Genomic DNA, 17,785 nt, shown 5'->3' with positions numbered 1-17,785 from the left:
CCTCAACTGAACGATGCTCCATTGCAGGGCCGCGCCGCTGGCGCTCGCGCTGGCCGGCGCGGCTTCGGCCGCTGCCGCCACCTCGCCCGCCCAGGCGCAGGCATTCGCCGGGCCGCAATTCTCGGCTGAAATCGTCACCGATCAGCGCCGCCGCGGCTTGAGCTGGAGCGATGGCAAAGCCGCAGCCGAGGCCACCTTGCGCCTTCCGCTGGGCGACAGGCTGGAAGCCGGCGCCGCGATCGGCACGTTGCGCGGCAGCCGCCGTCATGGCGGCGCCGACGCCGGCCTGGATCTCGATCTCGGCTATCGCCACGATGCCGGGCCATGGCGCCTGACCGCCACGGTCATCGGCCATATCTTCCCCGGCGAAGGCCGGCTCGATTATGTCGAGGTCGAAGCCGGGGCCGGCCTGCTGATCGGCCCGGCCCAGTTCGATCTGCTCGCCGCTTATGCCCCCTCCCAAGCGGCGATCGGCGGCGACAATCTCCATCTCGCCGCGCGCGCCCTCGTCGCCCTGCCCGGAACCCCCTTCACCCTCACCGCCGGCATCGGCCGGTCGAGCGGAGACGTCACCCGCCCCGATCGCGCCGTCCGCCTGCGCCCCTCCGGCAGCTATTGGGATTATCGCTTCGGCGTAGACCATGTCAGCGGCCCGATCACCCTCGGCCTCGCTTTCACCACCACCTCGATCGACAGGCCGGCCGCAAGCACCCCCACCCGCTATCTCGATCGCCACACCGGCTCTGGGCTGCTCGCCCGCGCGCGGCTCAGTCTGTAAGGGGCAGCGCCCGTTCAAGCATCGCACGCGGGCGCCCAATCCAGCCCGGCCTTCGTGCTGCCGCCTCATCGCACACCATAGAAATCCGCCACCCGGTCCAGCGCCATCAGCAACACCAGCTTGCCCGCGCGCCTCGGCCAGCCCAATGCCCGCTCCGCGCCCTCCAGCCCCTCGCCCCCGCACACGACCCGCCAGCAGATATCGGCCAGCCCCGGCCCTGCTGCGGCAATCGCCCCGTCGAACCGGCGTTTCGCCGCGATCTGTGCCAGCGTCGGGTCCAATGGCGCGTCCGGCCCCCTCGCGCCCCGCGCCACCGGGGCCGCATCCCAGCGCATCGTCACGCGCGGCGAAAGCCCCGCCATCTCCCAGTCCGCACGCAGCCTCTCCCCAGCGTCGAACTGACGCCGGGTCAGCAGTCCGCGCGACAGCAGCCATCCCAGCGGCGATTCCCCCGCATTTNCCGCCACGCTCCGCGCGGGCCGCGCCGGCCCACACTCATTCCCGCCCGTGCCATCGCGTCTCCGCGCTCCGTCAGCTCCACCACCCCGGCCGCCGCTCGATTCCGCCGCAGGCACGGGCCGCTCCACGATCAGCCGGTTGGCGCGATCGGGCCGGGCGATCCTGGCTGTGAATCCCTGCCCCGCCGCCGTCAGCCGCAACGCCGTGCCTGCCACCGTCACCAGGTCGGCACGGGCCAGCGTGTCGATCAGGCTGTCAGGCGCGTCCAGCACGCCCACCCGCCAACCATCGCCATGCCGCTTCGCGGGGCGCCCTTCCTCCAGCGCCGCCATGATCCGCCTGCCATGGGCCCCAATTGCCGCCATGCTGTTTCTCCCTGCCTCGACAAGGCAGTTGATTGCCACATGGGTAATGCTGTAGGAAAGCAATGAACCATATGGGTTACACGCCATGATCACATGCATCCGAGACGTCCGCCGGGCCAAGGGCCTTACCCTCCAGGATGTGGCCGATCGCTGCGTGCCGCCCACCACTGCGCAGACGATCGGCCGGCTCGAAACCGGGACCCGCACCGTCTCGGTCGGCTGGCTCAACCGCATCGCGGCGGCGCTGGGCGTGGACGCGGTCGATCTGGTCCGCCTGCCCGATCGCATCGACCTGCCGGTGCTGGCGATGATAGGCGCCGATGGCGCGCATGCTCCAGCGCGGCCGCTCAACCTCACGCCCCCCGCGCCGACGGCAGGCGCGGTCGCGTTGCTCGTCGAAAGCTCGATCGGCGATTATCGCTCCGGCGACGAGATATGGTGCGAGCGCGTTGCGCCGGATGGCTTCGCCCGCGCCCTCAACCGCGACGTGCTGGTTCCCCGCCCGGCCGGCCGCTTCGCCTTCGGCCGGCTCATCGGCGCGGAGGAGGATCGCCTGCTCCTGCTCCCCCCCGGCGCAGGTTCCCGCCAGCAGGTCGTCACCAATCCCGCCTGGATCGCCATCGCCACCCGCCTCGTCAGGATATTGGCGTAGCGCGCGGACGCCGATCGACGGGCGCCGGCCGTTGGGGCTGGCCAACCCGCCCTATACGGGCGGGCGCGCCACCGACAGGGCGGTTGCGGCTTCCCCCTGCGGATCGCATCAATTGTTCTTCATAAGAAACAGTCTGGTCATCTTCACGCTCTTGTTGAAGGTCGGCCTATCCGCAAGGATATGCTGGCAACGATTGAAGCAGGCTTCCGGCATTGCGCATTCGATCTGCAAATGACTGCGAAAATCGCAGCATGATGGGGGAGATCGGGCGCCGGAGCATGTCGGTGCGGCGCTTGTCCCCCCACTTCATATGAGGGAGGGGAATATGAGGCGCCGCGTCCGACTGATTATACTGATGAACAGTGCCATCGCAATTTCGGCACCGGCGGCCGCCCAGGAAACCCATCAGCCTGTTGAGGACAACAGCGGAATCGCGGACATTGTCGTTACCGCGCAACGCCGCGAAGAACGGCTGATCGACGTGCCGATTTCCGTCTCCGCGCTGCGCGGCGAAGCGCTCGAGCGCGGCGGCGTCACAACCGTCAGCAATATTGAAACGCTCGTTCCCAACATCCAGATCAACCAGACCGTCGGCAACACCTTCGGCCCCCTCATCTCTATCCGCGGGCTTGCTCCGTCGTCCGATACCAGCCTCGGCCGTGATCAACCCGTCGGTCTCTATATCGACGGCGTGCCGATCGCGAAGTCGACGGGCGCGGCATTCGACACGGTCGATCTCGAGCGGATCGAGGTGCTGCGCGGCCCGCAAGGCACCCTGTACGGCAAGAACACCATAGGCGGCGCGGTGAACCTGGTAACCCGCCGGCCTTCGGGAGAATTTGGCGGGCGCCTCGTGCTGGGCGCGGGCGAATATGATCTCTATACCCAGCGCATCTCCGTCGACCTGCCGACAATGGGCACGCCTGACGACGCGTTGGGCACGCTGAAAGCCAAGTTCGCTTATTCCGGTCGCCAGTTTGACGGTTTCTACAAGAATGACGGCCCGTCGGCTGATTTCGGCCGGCAACGGCTCAAGGCGGGACGCGTGGACCTGCTATGGGAGCCTAGCGATCGGCTCTCGCTGGCTTATGGTTTCGACATCAGCGACAGCAACGGCACCGGCGCGATGCTCGCGATCAGCGCGCCGGGCACGATCGCTCCCGGGACACCCCTCTATGGCCTGATCGGCCCATATATTCACCCCGATCGCCCGGACCGGATTTCCGCCGACAACAATGTCCGCAGCGATTTCAAGGTATGGGGTCATGCGCTGACGACGCAGTTTGACGTCGGATCGACCGGCCTGGGCGATATCACGCTGAAATCCATCACCGCCTGGCGGCAGCTCAAAACCCGGAGCGACAGCGATTTTGACGGCACGCCGAATGACCTCGTCCGCTTCACGCTCAACAATGATTATCAGCAGTTCAGCGAAGAATTTCAGATTATCGGAAGCACCGATCGTATCAAATATACACTCGGCGCATTTTATATGCGGGATAAATATGGCGTGTATAATCCGCGCTGGAACTTCCAGTTCGGCGGCAATAAATTCGACCTGAGCGAGCGAGGGGCCAATAATTATTCCGTTGCGGGCTACGGGCAATTTACGTGGACGCCCCCCATTGCCGGCGACCGCCTGGATCTTACCGTCGGCTTGCGCTGGACGCGGGACACCAAGGACGTATGGGAACGTTTCATTTCCTACACCGCCTATGCCGCCGATCCGGCGGCCCCCGGTTCGGGCGTTTTCCAGCGTGGCCCCGATGGGACGCCGATCACGATCAGCGGTGGGCCGCCATCGGGCGCATTGCCCGGCGCGGATCCGGGGCCTGACGATCTCATTCCTCTCCAGAATGATCGATCCTGGTCGCGGCTGACGCCGGAATTCAACGTCAGCTACAAGCTGCAGGACGACTGGAACGTCTATGGACGGGTCGCGACCGGCTTCAAAAGCGGCGGCTTCAACGACACGGCGTCCAACAATGCGGCCTTCAACGCGCCTTACAATCCGGAAAAACTGCTGTCTTTCGAACTCGGCACCAAAGGCGCCTTCTTCGATCGCCGGTTGAGCGTGAACGCCGCCGTCTATCACAGTATCTACAAGGATTTTCAGGCCGGCGTGTTCGTGCCGGCGGTGATCACCACCAACATCATCAATGCCGGGAAGGCCGAATTCACCGGCTTCGAGATCGAAGGCCAGATACGCCCGATCGACAGCCTGAGCCTTAATTTCGGCTATGGCTATCTCGACGCGCGATACAAGGATTTCGTTCTGCCATCGGGTGAGGACGTGACGGACCTCTACAAGATTCCGCTGGCGCCAAAGCACAACTTCCTGCTTGGCGGGGAACATCGGCTCGATCTCGGCTCGATGGAGCTAATCACCAGCCTGAACTATTCTTGGCGCAGCGCCCAATGGGGCACGATCACGCCCGACGAGCTCAGCAAGCGCAAGGCCTATGGCGTGCTCGATGGACGGATCTCGCTCGCCGGTATCGCGCTCGGCGGCAACACGGAACTTGAGCTGTCGGTTTGGGGCAAGAATATCACCGACGAGAAATATTGGGTCAGCGGCATCAACCTCAGCCTCTTCACGGTTCGGCAGTGGGCCGATCCCCAGAGCTTCGGGGTCGAGGCCAGCCTCAAGTTCTGAATGCGCTGGTGGCGGGCGCCGGAAGGATGAGGGAAACCGCGATCGCCGGCGCCAACGGCTTGCCGCGGATGGCGTTCGCGGCGCTCTTTGCCACGACGCTGGCGACCGCGATCGGCAATACGGGTCTCATATCAGTGATGCCCGCGGTCGGTCGTCAGCTTGGGATATCGGACTTCCTGATCGCCAGCATCTTCTCGCTTTCGGCGCTGATGTGGGCAATCTTTTCGCCATATTGGGCTGCGCGATCCGATCGACGGGGACGCAAGCCTTTCATCCTTGTCGGTCTTGGCGGGTTCATATTCTCGATGCTGGGCTGCGGCCTCGTCGTCCTCGCCGCGACGGCCCAGCTTGCCGGGCCGACCGTGATCTTCATGGCCTTTCTCGTGATCCGATCCAGCTACGGCATGTTCGGCTCGGCTTCCGCGGCCGCCGCGCAAGCCTATGTCGCCGATCATAGCGAAGGCGCGCGCCGGGTCAGGGCGATCGCGACCCTGGGCGGCGCGCTCAGCCTGGGGACGATCTTAGGCCCAGCACTCGCACCATTCCTGATCCTGCCGCCGGTGGGGTTGTCGGCCCCGATGTTCTTCTTCGCCGCGGGCGGCGTCGCCATCCTTTTGCTGGCGGCTATCGCGCTGCCTGCGGATGGCCCGCCGAAACTGTCCAGCCGCCGCGTCGAAAGGACAGCCTCGATATGGGGCGACCAGCGCATCCGTCCCTTCCTCCTATATGGCTTCACGGTCAGCTCGGCTCAGGCCGCTAACACCTATACCCTTGGTTTTCAGGTCATCGACCGGCTCGGCCTTCCTCCGATGGAGGCGCAGGGTGCGATCGGGTTGGCCATGGTGACGGGCGCCGCCGCCGGGCTGCTCGCCCAATGGGGGCTGATAGCCATGGCCGGCATGATGCCCCGGGCCTTGCTCCGCTGGGGCGCCGCGCTCGCGCTCGGCGGCAACATGTTGATCGTGATGCTTCCCGGCTATGGCGCCCTTGTTGCCGCCTTCGCGCTGACCAGCCTGGGCTATGGGCTTGCGCGGCCCGGCTTCTCCGCCGGCGCATCGCTTGCCGCGCCGGATGAAGGACAGGGAGCGGTGGCAGGCGCTGTCGGGTCGATCGCCGGCGCCTCGATCGTCATCTCTCCGATCCTGGCCGTCGCGCTTTATGAGATCGCGCCAAGCGGCCCCTTCATTGTTCTCGGCGGGCTGATGGCGGCAATGCTCGGCTATTGCTGGACCAGCCCGTCGCTGGCCGAAAACCGGGTGCGATCGGACGCGATCGTTTCCTGTGAGCGATAGTTTGTGCGCGGTGGTTGCCTTGTGGTGGCGCCGTGCGGCGCGATAAATCGGACAGGATCAAATCACCGGGAAGCCCCGCGCAAGCAGCAGCGAAATCCCGCGCAGCCGTCAGCAGGAGAATGTCATGGACCGCTACCTCGTCATATCGTCCGACGGTCACGCGGGGCTGCCGCCTGAACGCTATCGCGATTATCTCGAGCGCCAATATCATGCGGAGTTCGACGAGCGCCTCGAGCGGGAGATCAAGGCTCGGGAAGAGCATGAAAAGCTGTTCCTGCTCGACGATTTCAACACGAAATGGCGCGCCAAGGTAGGCGACGGGCTGGAAGGCGCATGGGATCCCGTCATCCGCAACCGCGTGCTCGATCAAGATGGCGTGGCCGCCGAAGTGCTGTTCCCCGACGGCATTACCGAACGTAATGCTCCGCCCTTCGGCGCCGATGTCGGCCTGCGCCCGTTTGGCGTGGCCCCGGAACTGCAATGGGCAGGCGCCCGCGCGCATAATCGCTGGATGGCCGATTTCTGCCGCGACGACCCCGTCCGCCGCATCGGCCTCGCCATCATTCCTGCGCTCTATGACGTCGAGGAAAATCTCAAGGAAATCCGGTGGGCGCGCCAAGCCGGGCTGAAGGGCGTTTTCCTGCCCGCGATCATGGATGGCTATGCGATGTATAACCATCGGAAATATTATCCGATGTGGGATCTGCTTCAGGAACTGGACATGCCCGTTCATTTCCATTCGGGCGGCGCACCGGCCTATGATACCAGCCAGCCAGGCTGGATCGGCACCTATCTGTCCGAATATGCCTTCTGGCTGACACGGCCGATGTGGACGATGATCTTCGGCGGCGTGTTCGAACTCTATCCTCGCCTCAAGGTCGCCTTCACCGAAGCGGGCGGGGAATTCTGGTTTCCCTGGGTGCTCGAGCTCATGGATATCCGCGCTTCGGTGAAGCACACCAGCGGCAAGCTCGGGGATTATAATTCCAACCTGACGATGAAGCCGAGCGAGTATTTCGCCCGCAATATCTGGGTGGGATGTTCCGCGCTGCCGGACGAGGAGACGACCGAATCCTATTACAAGATCGGTGTCGACCGGATCATGTGGGGCACTGACTATCCTCACCCCGAGGGAACCTGGCCGGCGACGCTCCAGAAGATGAGCCTGAGCCTGGGCGGCCTGCCCGAGGCGGATATTCAGAAGATGCTCGCCGGCAACGCCCTCGACGTCTACGACGTGGACAAGGCGGCGCTGTGGAAGCTCGCCGCCGAAATCGGTCCGCAAAAGGCGCAGTTCGTCAAGCGTGCCGCATGATCGCGACCGGCCAACAGATTTGGCCCCTATTGTAAACAATCCCGGCCAAACCGGGTTTCCTCCGGTGCCGCACAGGAATAGCGTTCCGCGCAATGCCGCCTTCGAGGCGGCACTGCAGGGGACACGACAGGTGACTTGGCGCGGTATCGAGGAGTTTCTTGCAGTCGTCGAGACCGGCAGCTTCACGGCCGGAGCCGAGGCGCTCGGCGTCTCCAAATCCTTCGTCAGCAAGATGGTGAGCGAACTTGAGACGCGTGTCGGCGCCCGCCTGCTTGTCCGCACGACACGGCGCCTGTCGCTGACCGCCGCTGGCGATCTGTTCCACCAGCGCTGCATGGAAATGCGCTCGTCTCTCATCGATGTGGAACGTCAGATGGCGCAGTTCCAGGAACGCCCCGTAGGGCGTCTCCGCGTGGGGCTTAGCGACATATTCGGCGTCACCTTCATGTCATCGATCGTCGCCGAATTCAGCGCCCGGCATCAGGAAATCTCGCTCGAGGTCGTGGCCTATCTGCGCGAGGCGGATCTCGTGCAGGAACAATTCGATGTCGTTATCCGATACGGCAGGCTGATCGATTCCGGCCTCAAGGCGCGTTTATTCGGCTATCTCTCATACTGCCTGTGCGCCTCTCCCGAATATATCGCGCGCCACGGCTGGCCCGAAAGCCCTGCCGATCTGGCGGCGCATGCGTGCCTCGCCGATCTGGGCGGCTATTTCTATTTCAACGAAAAGCAGGCGCCCAACAATCGGGTGAAGGTTTCGGGCACGTGGAAGAGCAACAGCGGCATCGCGCTCGCCTCGGCCGTGCGGCATGGACTGGGAATCGCGCAGCTGCCGATCAGCATCATTCGCGATGACCTGATGGATGGCCGCTTGGTTGCGCTCAACCAGGACTGGGCCTTTTACGACAAGGAAGTGTGGGCGGTGTTTTCACCGGGCATGATACCCGCTGCCACCCGCGCATTCATCGATCACCTTGCCGTCAGCTTTGAGCATCGCAAACTACGGCCATGGATGCGGCCGGCGATGACCGCTTTGGGTGAACATATCCACCGGCGATAGGCGCCATTGTCCGCCGACATGGACAGTGCTTCCCCCCCGGCGATCTTCACCCGCTGGAATGAAAGGTTATTCTGCATCTTGAAAAGCGCCAAAGAGCAGCAACCGGACCGCCACAAGGCGGCCGGCGATAGGAGAGGATCGATGCTCCAACGGTTTCCGATGACGATCCCATTTGGCTGGTTCTTTGTCAGCTATAGCGATGAGCTCGCGATCGGCGCGGTCCGCCCGATCCATTATTTCGGCCGCGACCTCGTTCTTTTCCGGGGCGAATCCGGTGCGGTCGGCCTGCTTGACGCCTATTGCCCGCATCTCGGCGCCCATATGGGCCATGGGGGCACGGTGGAGGGAGACTGCCTTCGCTGCCCCTTTCATCATTGGGCCTATCGCCCGGACGGCTTCTGTGCCGACATTCCCTATGCCAGGCTGATGCCGCCCATCACCAGGCGCGAGCCGATCGCACGGCCTTATCCGGTAGTGGAAAAGAACGGGGTGGTGTGGGCCTGGTATCATCCCGATCGCATCGCGCCGACATTCGACGTGATCGAACATGCCCCCTTTACCGATAGCGGCTGGAGTCCCCCTGTCCGCCGTTTCTGGAGCTTTGCGAGCAACCCTCAGGAAATTGCCGAGAACGGCGTCGACTTCGCGCACTTCGAATATGTGCACAAGATGGAAGCGGTCCCCGAAGGCAAGACCACCTATGACGGCCATATCCGGCGAAGCAGCGCACATGGCGAGCGCGTGGCGGTGCTGCCCGATGGAACCACCAGGATCATTCCGTCCAGCGTCAACACCATCCAGAACGGGGCGGGCCAGAAGTTCACGCAACTGCAGGGCGTCGTCACGCTTTCGCTGATGGTTCTGGCAACCCCCGTCGAGGCCGATCAGGTCGAGCTGCGCTTCTGCTTCACCTTCCCTGAAACGGATGAAGGCTCGCCGGAGCATCGGGCAGCGCTCATGGCGATCGAATATACGTGCGGGCAGACGGGCGTCGAAGGCGATATCCCGATCTGGCATCACAAGATCCACCGGGCGCAACCGCTCCTGTGCGACGGTGACGGCCCGATCCTCCGGTTCCGGCATTATTTCCAACAATTCTACGCAGGCGAGGACGCCCCGCAGCAGATGGCGGCCGGCTGACCGACCGATTCAGGATCTGGATGTTCTGCGTGCAGGCCACCGCCTGCGCGATGAGGGCAATTTTGCTCAAGGGAGAAGCGCATATGGCCAAGCTACGCTTTGTACAGGGATCGTCCGGCGCTCCGGCTTCGGCGAGCCTCAACAACACGGTGCGGACGGTCCGGGCCACCTATGAAACGGATGCCGAGATCGTCCGCGCCATGTTGCCGCGGCCTCTCGTTCCGGCAGCGCGGCCCGAGGTTTTCCTCCAGTTCGCCCATGTGGCCATGCACGTCACGCCAGAAACCACCGTCGAGATCGGCGCGCTGACGCTGGGCCTGATGTGCGACTATGAAGGCACACCCGGCGGCTACGTGTTCCATATGGCAATGGAAGGCGAGTCCGTGGTCACGAGTGGCCGGGAACGTTTCGGCGAGCCCAAGAAGATCGCGGAAACCACCTTCGAAAAGGATGGAAATCACGTGCGTGCCACCTGCACGCGACACGGCATCACATATTTCGAGGTCGACGGTACGATCGGCGAGGATCAGGGCAAGCCCGAACCCTTCGAGGAATATTTTTATTGTTACAAGGGTTTGCCATCAATCTCCACGCCGGGTGAATTCGATGGTGACGTGTTTCTCACACGGCTCAACTGGAAACGGAACTACAGCTTGAAGCGCCGCTTCGACGGGCAGATCCGCTTTCACGAGTCCGCATATGATCCGCTGGTCGATGTGCCCATCCGCCGCATCGTCAGCCTCGATTATGTCGAAGGGGCGACCAATACGAGCGGGCAATTGCTTCGCACCGTGCCCAGCGAGTTCATCGCGCCTTTCTGGGTCCAGCGCAACGACGTGCCATCGAATCCCGGAATAGACGTTCCCCTGATCGGCTCCAAGGCAGCCTGATGCGCGACTTCAGGGATCGCGTCGCCGTCATCACCGGCGGCGCCAGCGGCGTGGGGCGTGCCCTGGGCGCCCAGTTGGCGGCGGAGGGCGCGAAGATCGTCCTCGCCGACATCGACCAGGCGAGGCTCGATGCCACCGCCGCGGAAATAGCGACGGAAACCGGTGGCGACGTGATTGGCCTCCAGGTCGACGTCACCAAGGCGGACTCGGTTGAAGCGCTGGCCGAGGCCGTTTGGGCGCGCCATGGAGCGGTCCACCTGCTTTTCAACAATGCGGGTGTCGGGCTGGGGGAGGCCCAGCGGACGATCTGGTCGCTTCCCACCAGCGATTGGCATTGGGGGTTCGACGTGAACCTCTTCGGCGTGGTTTACGGCATCCGCTCCTTCGTGCCGCGGATGCTCGCATCGGGTGAAGAGGGGGTCGTCATCAACACCTCTTCGTCCAATGGCGGGCTGCGCTCGCTTCCCAACACCCCAATCTATGCCGCGTCGAAGGCGGCGGTGACGAGCATCAGCGAAGTCCTTTACCAGCAGTTGCTGCGCGAGGGCGATCGCGTGCGGGCGGCGGTGTTGTTCCCGGGTCCGCATGTCGTGAACACGTCCATCCTGGCCTCCAAGCGCAACCGCCCCGCCGATTATGGCAACGATGACGGCAACAAGCCCGCATATGAGACGATGGAAGATCTGGTTCGGACAACCGGCCTGAAAATGGCGCTGACCGAACCCGAGGAGGTCGCGGCCTTCGCGCTCGAAGGCATTCGGGCAGGCCGCTTCTGGCTGTTGCCCGAAAGCAGCGAGAATGACGACAAACTGCGGGAGCGGATGACCACGCTGTTGGCCCGGGCCAACCCCGTGTCGGCCTGGTAGCGATAGGAAGGAAAACGCGCGTGGCGAGCAGGGTGTTGGAGCGGCAGCGGCTGGCGCAAGGCGAGCCGAGCACGCCTTACCGTTGGTATGTCGTCGGCGTCCTTTCGCTGGCTTATTGCTTCAGCGCGATCGATGCGCGCGTGCTCACCCTCCTCGTCATCCCCATCAAGCAGGATCTGGGCCTCAGCGATTTCCAGATCAGCCTTCTGCAGGGGTTCGCCTTTGCGCTGCTATACAGCGTTGCCGCGATTCCGATCGGGCGGTTTGTCGATACGAGCCGAAATCGCACGCGGATCATCGTCTGGGGCGTGGCCTTCTGGTCCATAATGACGATGGCATGCGGATTGGCGCGCAACTTCGGCCAGCTCTTCGCGGCGCGTATCGGCGTAGGCGTGGGGGAAGCGACGCTCAGCCCGACGGCATATTCGCTGATCAGCGATTATTTCGATTCAAAGCGCCGCGCGCTCGCGATCAGTTGCTACGCAATCGGCTACCCGATCGGCGGCGGGCTCGCCCTCATCATCGGCGGGGCGCTGCTGCAATATTTCGTCGGCAAGGGCGGCGGCGATCTGCCGATCATCGGGGCGCTCGCGCCATGGCAGATGGTTTTCGTGGTGGTCGGCTTGCCGGGCACCTTCATCGTCGCCCTGCTGCTCACCATCCGTGAACCGATGCGGCGGGAGCTCGCTAAGGGATATGAAACCCATCGGATGCCCTTGTCGGTAACCTTCGACTATCTCAAGGCGAACTGGAAACTCTACGCCATGCTGATCAGCTCGATTTCGCTGATAGGCATGCTCGCGATAGGCGTTTCGCTCTGGTATCCGACATTCCTGATCCGAACCTACGGCATGTCCATCAAGGATGTCGGACTATATTACGGAACGGTCATGCTGGTCTGCGGCGCGGCTGGAACCGTTGGCGGGGGCTGGCTTTCCGGGCGCCTGATGAAAGCCGGCCGGGCCGATGCCAATATGCGCATCGTGCTGGCGACGACCCTTATAAAGGCACTCCCGCTGATCATCGGCCCGCTGATGCCGAACGCGGCCCTTGCGCTCGGCTGCATGGCGGTGGGCACGCTGGTCGGCCAGGCGGCGCAAGGGGTCATGATCTCGGCGATCCAGGATGTGACCCCCAATCAGTTGCGGGGGCAGGTGATGGCGCTGACGCTGCTGTGCGTGAACCTCGTCGGATTGGGGCTGGGTGCCAGCTTCATCGCCGCGATCACGGATTTCGGGTTCGGCGACGAGGCAGCGCTCCGCTATTCGATCTCCATCGCGGGCGGAATCCTGTTGCCGGTGATTATCGGGATCCTGTTGATGGGGCTGCCCATCTATCGCGCCAGCCTGAACAACGCCCGGGATCGGATCGTCTGATCTGCGGCGGCCGACTGTGGGATACCGCCACGCTCAGGAGAAGGCATGCGCGAATATACGAAATTCTACATCGACGGAGCTTGGGTGGATCCCGCTGGCGGGGCACAGTTGCTCGACGTCATCAATCCGGCGACCGAGGAAGTCGCCGGACACGTATCGGCCGGAACTGCGGCCGATGTCGATCGCGCAGCGGCCGCGGCGCGGCGAGCATTCGCATCATGGGCCGTGACGACGCGCGAGGAGCGGATCGACCTCCTCCAGCGGATCATCGCCGAATATAAAAGGCGCGAAATCGAGATCGCGGACGCGATCACCGAGGAAATGGGCGCCCCGCGATCGCTGGCGTTGCGCGCGCAGACGGGAAGCGGCCTCGCCCACCTCGAAGCGGCAGTCGCCGTGCTGCGGAACTATGCCTTCGCGGAGGAGCAGGGAACAACTCGGATCGTCAGGGAGCCGATCGGCGTGTGCGGCCTGATCACGCCCTGGAATTGGCCCCTGAATCAGATTGCCTGCAAGGTCGCGCCGGCCATCGCCACCGGTTGCACGATGATATTGAAGCCGTCCGAGATCGCTCCCTTCAGCGCCTATCTGTTCGCCGAGGTGCTGGATGCGGCCGGCGTGCCCGCGGGCGTCTTCAACCTCGTAAACGGCGGAGCCGCGGCAGGCGCGGCCATCGCTTCGCATCCCCAGGTGGACATGGTTTCGTTCACCGGCTCGACACGCGCCGGTATCGAAGTCGCGATCGCCGCCGCCCCTACCGTCAAACGGGTTTCACAGGAACTGGGCGGCAAGTCACCCAACATCCTGCTGGAGGACGCCGATTATCCCACGGCCGTCGCGGCCGGCATCAGGCAGGTGATGAACAATAGCGGCCAGTCATGCAACGCGCCGACGCGGATGATCGTGCCAAAGGCACGAATGATGGAGGTGAGCAGGCTCGCGCGCGACGCGGCGGCGGCGATCAGCGTTGGCGATCCGGCTACGGACGTTTCGATGGGGCCGGTCGTCTCGGCCACGCAGTGGGGCAAGGTCCAGCGCCTGATAAAAAAGGGAATGGACGAAGGGGCCACGCTGATTGCCGGCGGCCCCGGCCTGCCCGACGGAATCGACAAGGGCTATTTCGTCAGGCCGACCGTCTTCGCAGATGTCACCAACGGCATGACCATCGCGCGCGAGGAGATTTTCGGCCCGGTGCTCTCGATCCTGGGATATGAAACGCTCGATCAGGCCTGCGAGATCGCCAATGATACCGACTACGGCCTTGCCGCCTATATCTGGGGGACCGACCCTTCGCAGATTCGCGAAGTCGCAGCCCGCCTGCGCGCGGGCCGCGTATCGCTGAACGGGAGCACTGGCGACAGCCTCACGCCATTCGGCGGATATAAAATGAGCGGAAACGGGCGGGAATGGGGCGCCTTCGGCTTTGACGAGTATGTCGAGATAAAGGCCGTGATGGGCTTCTCCAATGCCCCCTAGGCTCGGGGAGCGCAGGCTTCAATCCAAGCCTCGTCCAATTCAGGAAAAGATCAAACACCCGAGATTGATGAATGTTATAGCGAAAGCCGGCGACCTGCCGTTGCGGATTCCCCTTAAAGGCTTAGCTTGATCTCAGTTCACGGATGCCGATTCCATTTGCGGGCCGGCGGTTGGAGTTGCAGGCTCGCCTTGCTAAGCATGTGCGAAAATTCGATGCCAACCATCAAGCAAGGAGCGCTTCATGATGGGATCGGACAGCAGAGCGATCAGGCTCGTTACGGCGTCTGATGCCGCCGCCCGGACGGACAACCAGCCGCCCGACGCCGACGCCACGGCATGGCTCGGGGCGATCATCGACAGCAGCTTCGATGCGATCCTCAGCAAGACGCTCGACGGGCTGATCACAAGCTGGAACGGCGGCGCCGAAAAGCTCTTTGGCTATACCCGCGCGGAGGCGATCGGGCAGCCGATCACCATGCTCATTCCGGAAGACAGGCTTCACGAGGAAATCGATATCATCGCCCGGCTTCGCCGGGGGGAACGTATCGACCGGCTGGAAACCGTGCGGCTCGCCAAAGGCGGGATACCGGTCGAGATCGAGGTCACCATTTCGCCGGTGCGCGACGCGCAGGGGCGCATCATCGGCGCTTCCAAGATCGCCCACGACATTAGCGAACGCCGGCGCCAAGCCGAGGCGCAGCAGATGATTCTGCGCGAGATGCATCACCGCATCAAAAATCTCCTGACGATCGTGCAAGGATTGGTCAGCGTCAGCCGCCGGAGTGCTTCGACCGTCGACGCATTCGCCGACGATCTGGGCGACCGGCTGGCCGCGCTCGGCGCGGTGCATCGCCTGATCCTTACCGAACCCGGCTTGGAGACCGATGAAAGCGCCGCCCTGGACGCCGTTCTCCACGCGGTCCTCCACCCCTATCTCGAGGGTGGGCGCATCACGATCGAAGCCCCGCCTGTGGATATAGGGCGGCACGCCCTCACCTCCATGGGGTTGCTGCTGCATGAGCTGGCCACCAACGCGGTGAAATATGGCGGCCTTTCAAACGCGCGGGGCACGCTCGACATCAAGGCCGAGCTTGATGGGGACGACCTCTTGCTCATGTGGCGCGAGCATGGCGGACAAAAGCCGAGCGAAGAGCGGCACGGATTCGGCACGGACCTGATGGCCGCCGCCCTCAAGGGGCTGGGCGGCACGATGGAACGGGCCTGGCTGGCGGACGGCCTGGAACTGGCATTGCGTCTGCCGAGGGACAGGCTGGGGCGATAGGCCGGGAAAGGCGCGCCCGTCCCGCCCATCCCCACGATGGTCGCGGTGTTCGAGCGGATGCTCCTAGCGGACGGTTTCAGAACAGCGCATCCGGCGACCGGGCGAGGATCGAGGGACGACGCTGGCCGGGACCAGGACCAGCTTGTCGACGGAATATATCCGTTCAGGGATGGTTGAGCCGGGTCTCGACGCGCATGAGCGAGATCGCCGTGCGCCGGGGTTGCGTAAGCATGAAATGCGTGGAGACGGCGATATCCTCCGCCCGCAGCATCCTATGCTGCCGGATCAGCTCCCGCTGCTTTTCGGGAGGAAATTCGGGATACTGGAAATCTGCGCCCGTGAAGCCCGGCTCTATCAGGCCGACCTTGATGTCCTGCTCGGCCAGTTCCTCCCGCAGCGATTTCGCAAATCCCTGGATGCCCGATTTGGCCGCCACGTAGATGGAATTGCCTCCCTTGCGCGACACGGCGGACATCGATCCGATCAGGATGATATCGCTCCCCGCCTTCATCCGCTTCGCGGCGGCCTGTGTGGTGGTGAGGTAGGACGCGAAATCCACGGCGATCTGGTAATCGGTATCCCCATCGTCGGTTTCGGCCAGCGCCTCGGCCGGGACCGCCGCGTTGATCACGGCAATGTCGATGCCGCCCAGATAATCCTCGGCGGCATCGAAAAACCGCTCGGCCTCCTCCCGGTTGGCAAGGTCGACATTGATGCCGTCCCCCTCGCCTACCTCGCGGATGCGCTTCAGCGCGTCATCCAGATGCTCGGGCGTTCGGCCGCAGACGAATATCCTGGCGCCTTCGGAGGCGAGCAGCACCGCGATCGCGCGGCCGATCCCCGTCGTGCCGCCGGTGATGATGGCCTTGCGCCCCGCCAGTCCCGGCTGCTGGGTATGTGCGTCGGATAGCTCGGTCATGCTTACCCTTTCCCGTCGATCCAGCTGATGATGAGACGGCCACTGGCCGGCACGTGATAATCGATGCGGTCGGCCCCCATCGGGTGCCCGCGCAGGACATCGCCGTCGGCGGCCGCAACTTTTGTCCTGGGCAGCTTGCGGCGCTTTTCCCGAACGAAGCTCAGGGTGGCGACGCAGGTTTCGCCGCCGTCCAGCATGATGCTCAGCGACCGATCGCCGATGCGCTCGATTCCCCTGATGAAATGGTCGCAGAACAGCTTGAAAGGCGCGCCTTCCACCGCGTGGAAATTGCGGGTTGCAAACACCATCGCGGCACCCGCGCCGTATATTTCCTGGCCGACCTGACCGGGACATTGACCATCGGGATAGAGGTCCTCCAGCGGGAACGACAGCTTGCGATCGATATGGCCGTTGCGGTTCCCGGTCGCGAGGATCCCGGCCGGCAGGACATCCGGATAATAATACCAGGCGCGATCGAGCGCATATCTGCAATATTCGGCCACCAGCATCCGCACCGCCGGATCGAGATCCGGCCCGCTCTGGTCCAGATAGACCTCGAAGGCGGTGAAGGCGTCGAAACACTCGTAGATCGCCATATAGGGCGCGTCCTGGAGGCAGGTGACGCTCAGGAAATTGCGGTAATGCACCGCATGCTCGAGCTCGCTCTCCCATATCTCGCAATTGTGGAAGAAGCTGGCGAGATAGACATAGCTCTGCTCGGCATATTTCACGTCATTGGTGATGCGGTAGAGCCGCATGCAGGCCGCGGCGCCCCAGGCGGTGAGGTTCGCCTGATAGTTGAGGTTGAACCGCATCCCCATGGCCGCATCGATCGCTGCCTTTGCCTCGTCGAGAAAGCGCGGATCGCCGGTCAGCTCGTGCGCCTGCAGCATGACATAGGCATAAAGGCCGCCGACATCCGTCTGGCCGCGATCGTCGTTGGCGGTCGCGGTGATGACGGAAAAGTCGGTTATCTTATATTGGATCGGCCATTTATAGTCGAAGTGCCGGGCGGCCCTGATGCTGAAGTCGATGCAATCGAGGAACAGCCTGGCCGAAGACCCATCGCCCGCCAGCGCCATCCGCCCCAGGTTGAGCATCGGGTGGTAGAGATACCAGCTGTCGACCGCGTCGGCGTCCTTGTCGTCGCCGACATTGGGCAGGTAGCGCCTGAGCGCCTTCAATTCCGGATCGTAAAAGCGGCTGAGCCCGGCGCGCAGTTCGGCTTCGAGCGGATGGGCCGCGCCCTGCCATCT

14 protein-coding genes are annotated in these 17,785 nt (G+C 63.7%); 12 read left to right on the top strand and 2 right to left on the bottom strand.

All coding sequences use genetic code 11. The features are described from left to right. Nucleotides 1-13: 13 nt before the first annotated feature. The gene (locus BHE75_RS08170) at nucleotides 14-778 is read left to right on the top strand and encodes a TorF family putative porin (protein WP_070933580.1); all 765 of its coding nucleotides are present in this window, start codon (nucleotides 14-16) and stop codon (nucleotides 776-778) included. 65 nt (nucleotides 779-843) lie between these two features. On the opposite strand, the gene BHE75_RS24900 is transcribed toward BHE75_RS08170, so the two are convergent. Next, entirely contained in the window at nucleotides 844-1,245 is a 402-nt protein-coding gene (locus tag BHE75_RS24900; protein ID WP_254684539.1) for a DUF6456 domain-containing protein, read from the bottom strand. A gap of 442 nt (nucleotides 1,246-1,687) precedes the next feature. Between BHE75_RS24900 and BHE75_RS08160 the strand changes: the two genes are divergently transcribed. From BHE75_RS08160 to BHE75_RS08110, 11 genes are all read left to right on the top strand, one after another. Further along, entirely contained in the window at nucleotides 1,688-2,254 is a 567-nt protein-coding gene (locus BHE75_RS08160) for a helix-turn-helix domain-containing protein (RefSeq protein WP_070933578.1), read from the top strand. 355 nt (nucleotides 2,255-2,609) lie between these two features. Beyond that, on the top strand, nucleotides 2,610-4,910 hold the full coding sequence (locus BHE75_RS08155) for a TonB-dependent receptor (RefSeq protein WP_070933577.1): 2,301 nt from the start codon (nucleotides 2,610-2,612) through the stop codon (nucleotides 4,908-4,910). Nucleotides 4,911-4,936: 26 nt separating this feature from the next. Beyond that, a complete protein-coding gene (locus BHE75_RS08150) occupies nucleotides 4,937-6,202 on the top strand; it encodes an MFS transporter (protein WP_070933576.1) in 1,266 nt (421 codons plus the stop codon). 124 nt (nucleotides 6,203-6,326) lie between these two features. After that, nucleotides 6,327-7,517, top strand: coding sequence for an amidohydrolase family protein (locus BHE75_RS08145; protein WP_015460083.1), 1,191 nt, complete (start codon nucleotides 6,327-6,329; stop codon nucleotides 7,515-7,517). Next, the gene (locus BHE75_RS08140; RefSeq protein WP_236626808.1) at nucleotides 7,507-8,580 is read left to right on the top strand and encodes a LysR family transcriptional regulator; all 1,074 of its coding nucleotides are present in this window, start codon (nucleotides 7,507-7,509) and stop codon (nucleotides 8,578-8,580) included. The genes BHE75_RS08145 and BHE75_RS08140 overlap by 11 nt, the downstream gene beginning before the upstream one ends. A 141-nt stretch (nucleotides 8,581-8,721) precedes the next feature. Beyond that, nucleotides 8,722-9,720, top strand: a complete 999-nt coding sequence (locus BHE75_RS08135) for a Rieske 2Fe-2S domain-containing protein (protein ID WP_070933575.1) — start codon at nucleotides 8,722-8,724, stop codon at nucleotides 9,718-9,720. Nucleotides 9,721-9,740: 20 nt separating this feature from the next. Then, nucleotides 9,741-10,610 carry an acetoacetate decarboxylase family protein gene (locus tag BHE75_RS08130; protein ID WP_015460080.1) on the top strand — a complete coding sequence of 290 codons (870 nt, stop codon included), beginning with the start codon at nucleotides 9,741-9,743 and terminating at the stop codon, nucleotides 10,608-10,610. Further along, nucleotides 10,610-11,476, top strand: coding sequence for an SDR family NAD(P)-dependent oxidoreductase (locus BHE75_RS08125; protein WP_070933574.1), 867 nt, complete (start codon nucleotides 10,610-10,612; stop codon nucleotides 11,474-11,476). Before BHE75_RS08130 ends, BHE75_RS08125 begins: the two co-directional genes overlap by 1 nt. Before the next feature lie 20 nt (nucleotides 11,477-11,496). Next, complete coding sequence (locus tag BHE75_RS08120; RefSeq protein WP_084653019.1) at nucleotides 11,497-12,852, top strand: MFS transporter; 1,356 nt, start codon at nucleotides 11,497-11,499, stop codon at nucleotides 12,850-12,852. Nucleotides 12,853-12,897: 45 nt separating this feature from the next. Further along, nucleotides 12,898-14,328: an aldehyde dehydrogenase family protein gene (locus BHE75_RS08115; protein ID WP_070933573.1), complete on the top strand. Its 1,431-nt coding sequence runs from the start codon at nucleotides 12,898-12,900 to the stop codon at nucleotides 14,326-14,328. A 241-nt stretch (nucleotides 14,329-14,569) separates the two neighbouring features. Beyond that, nucleotides 14,570-15,610, top strand: a complete 1,041-nt coding sequence (locus BHE75_RS08110) for a PAS domain S-box protein (protein WP_070933572.1) — start codon at nucleotides 14,570-14,572, stop codon at nucleotides 15,608-15,610. A 163-nt stretch (nucleotides 15,611-15,773) separates the two neighbouring features. Here the strand turns inward: BHE75_RS08110 and BHE75_RS08105 are convergent, their stop codons facing one another. Continuing rightward, on the bottom strand, nucleotides 15,774-16,529 hold the full coding sequence (locus BHE75_RS08105) for an SDR family oxidoreductase (protein WP_070933571.1): 756 nt from the start codon (nucleotides 16,527-16,529) through the stop codon (nucleotides 15,774-15,776). Nucleotides 16,530-17,785: the final 1,256 nt, after the last annotated feature.

The organism is Edaphosphingomonas haloaromaticamans (assembly GCF_001853345.1).
GTDB lineage: Bacteria > Pseudomonadota > Alphaproteobacteria > Sphingomonadales > Sphingomonadaceae > Sphingomonas_E > Sphingomonas_E fennica.
This window is presented reverse-complemented; position numbering and strand designations above follow the sequence as displayed.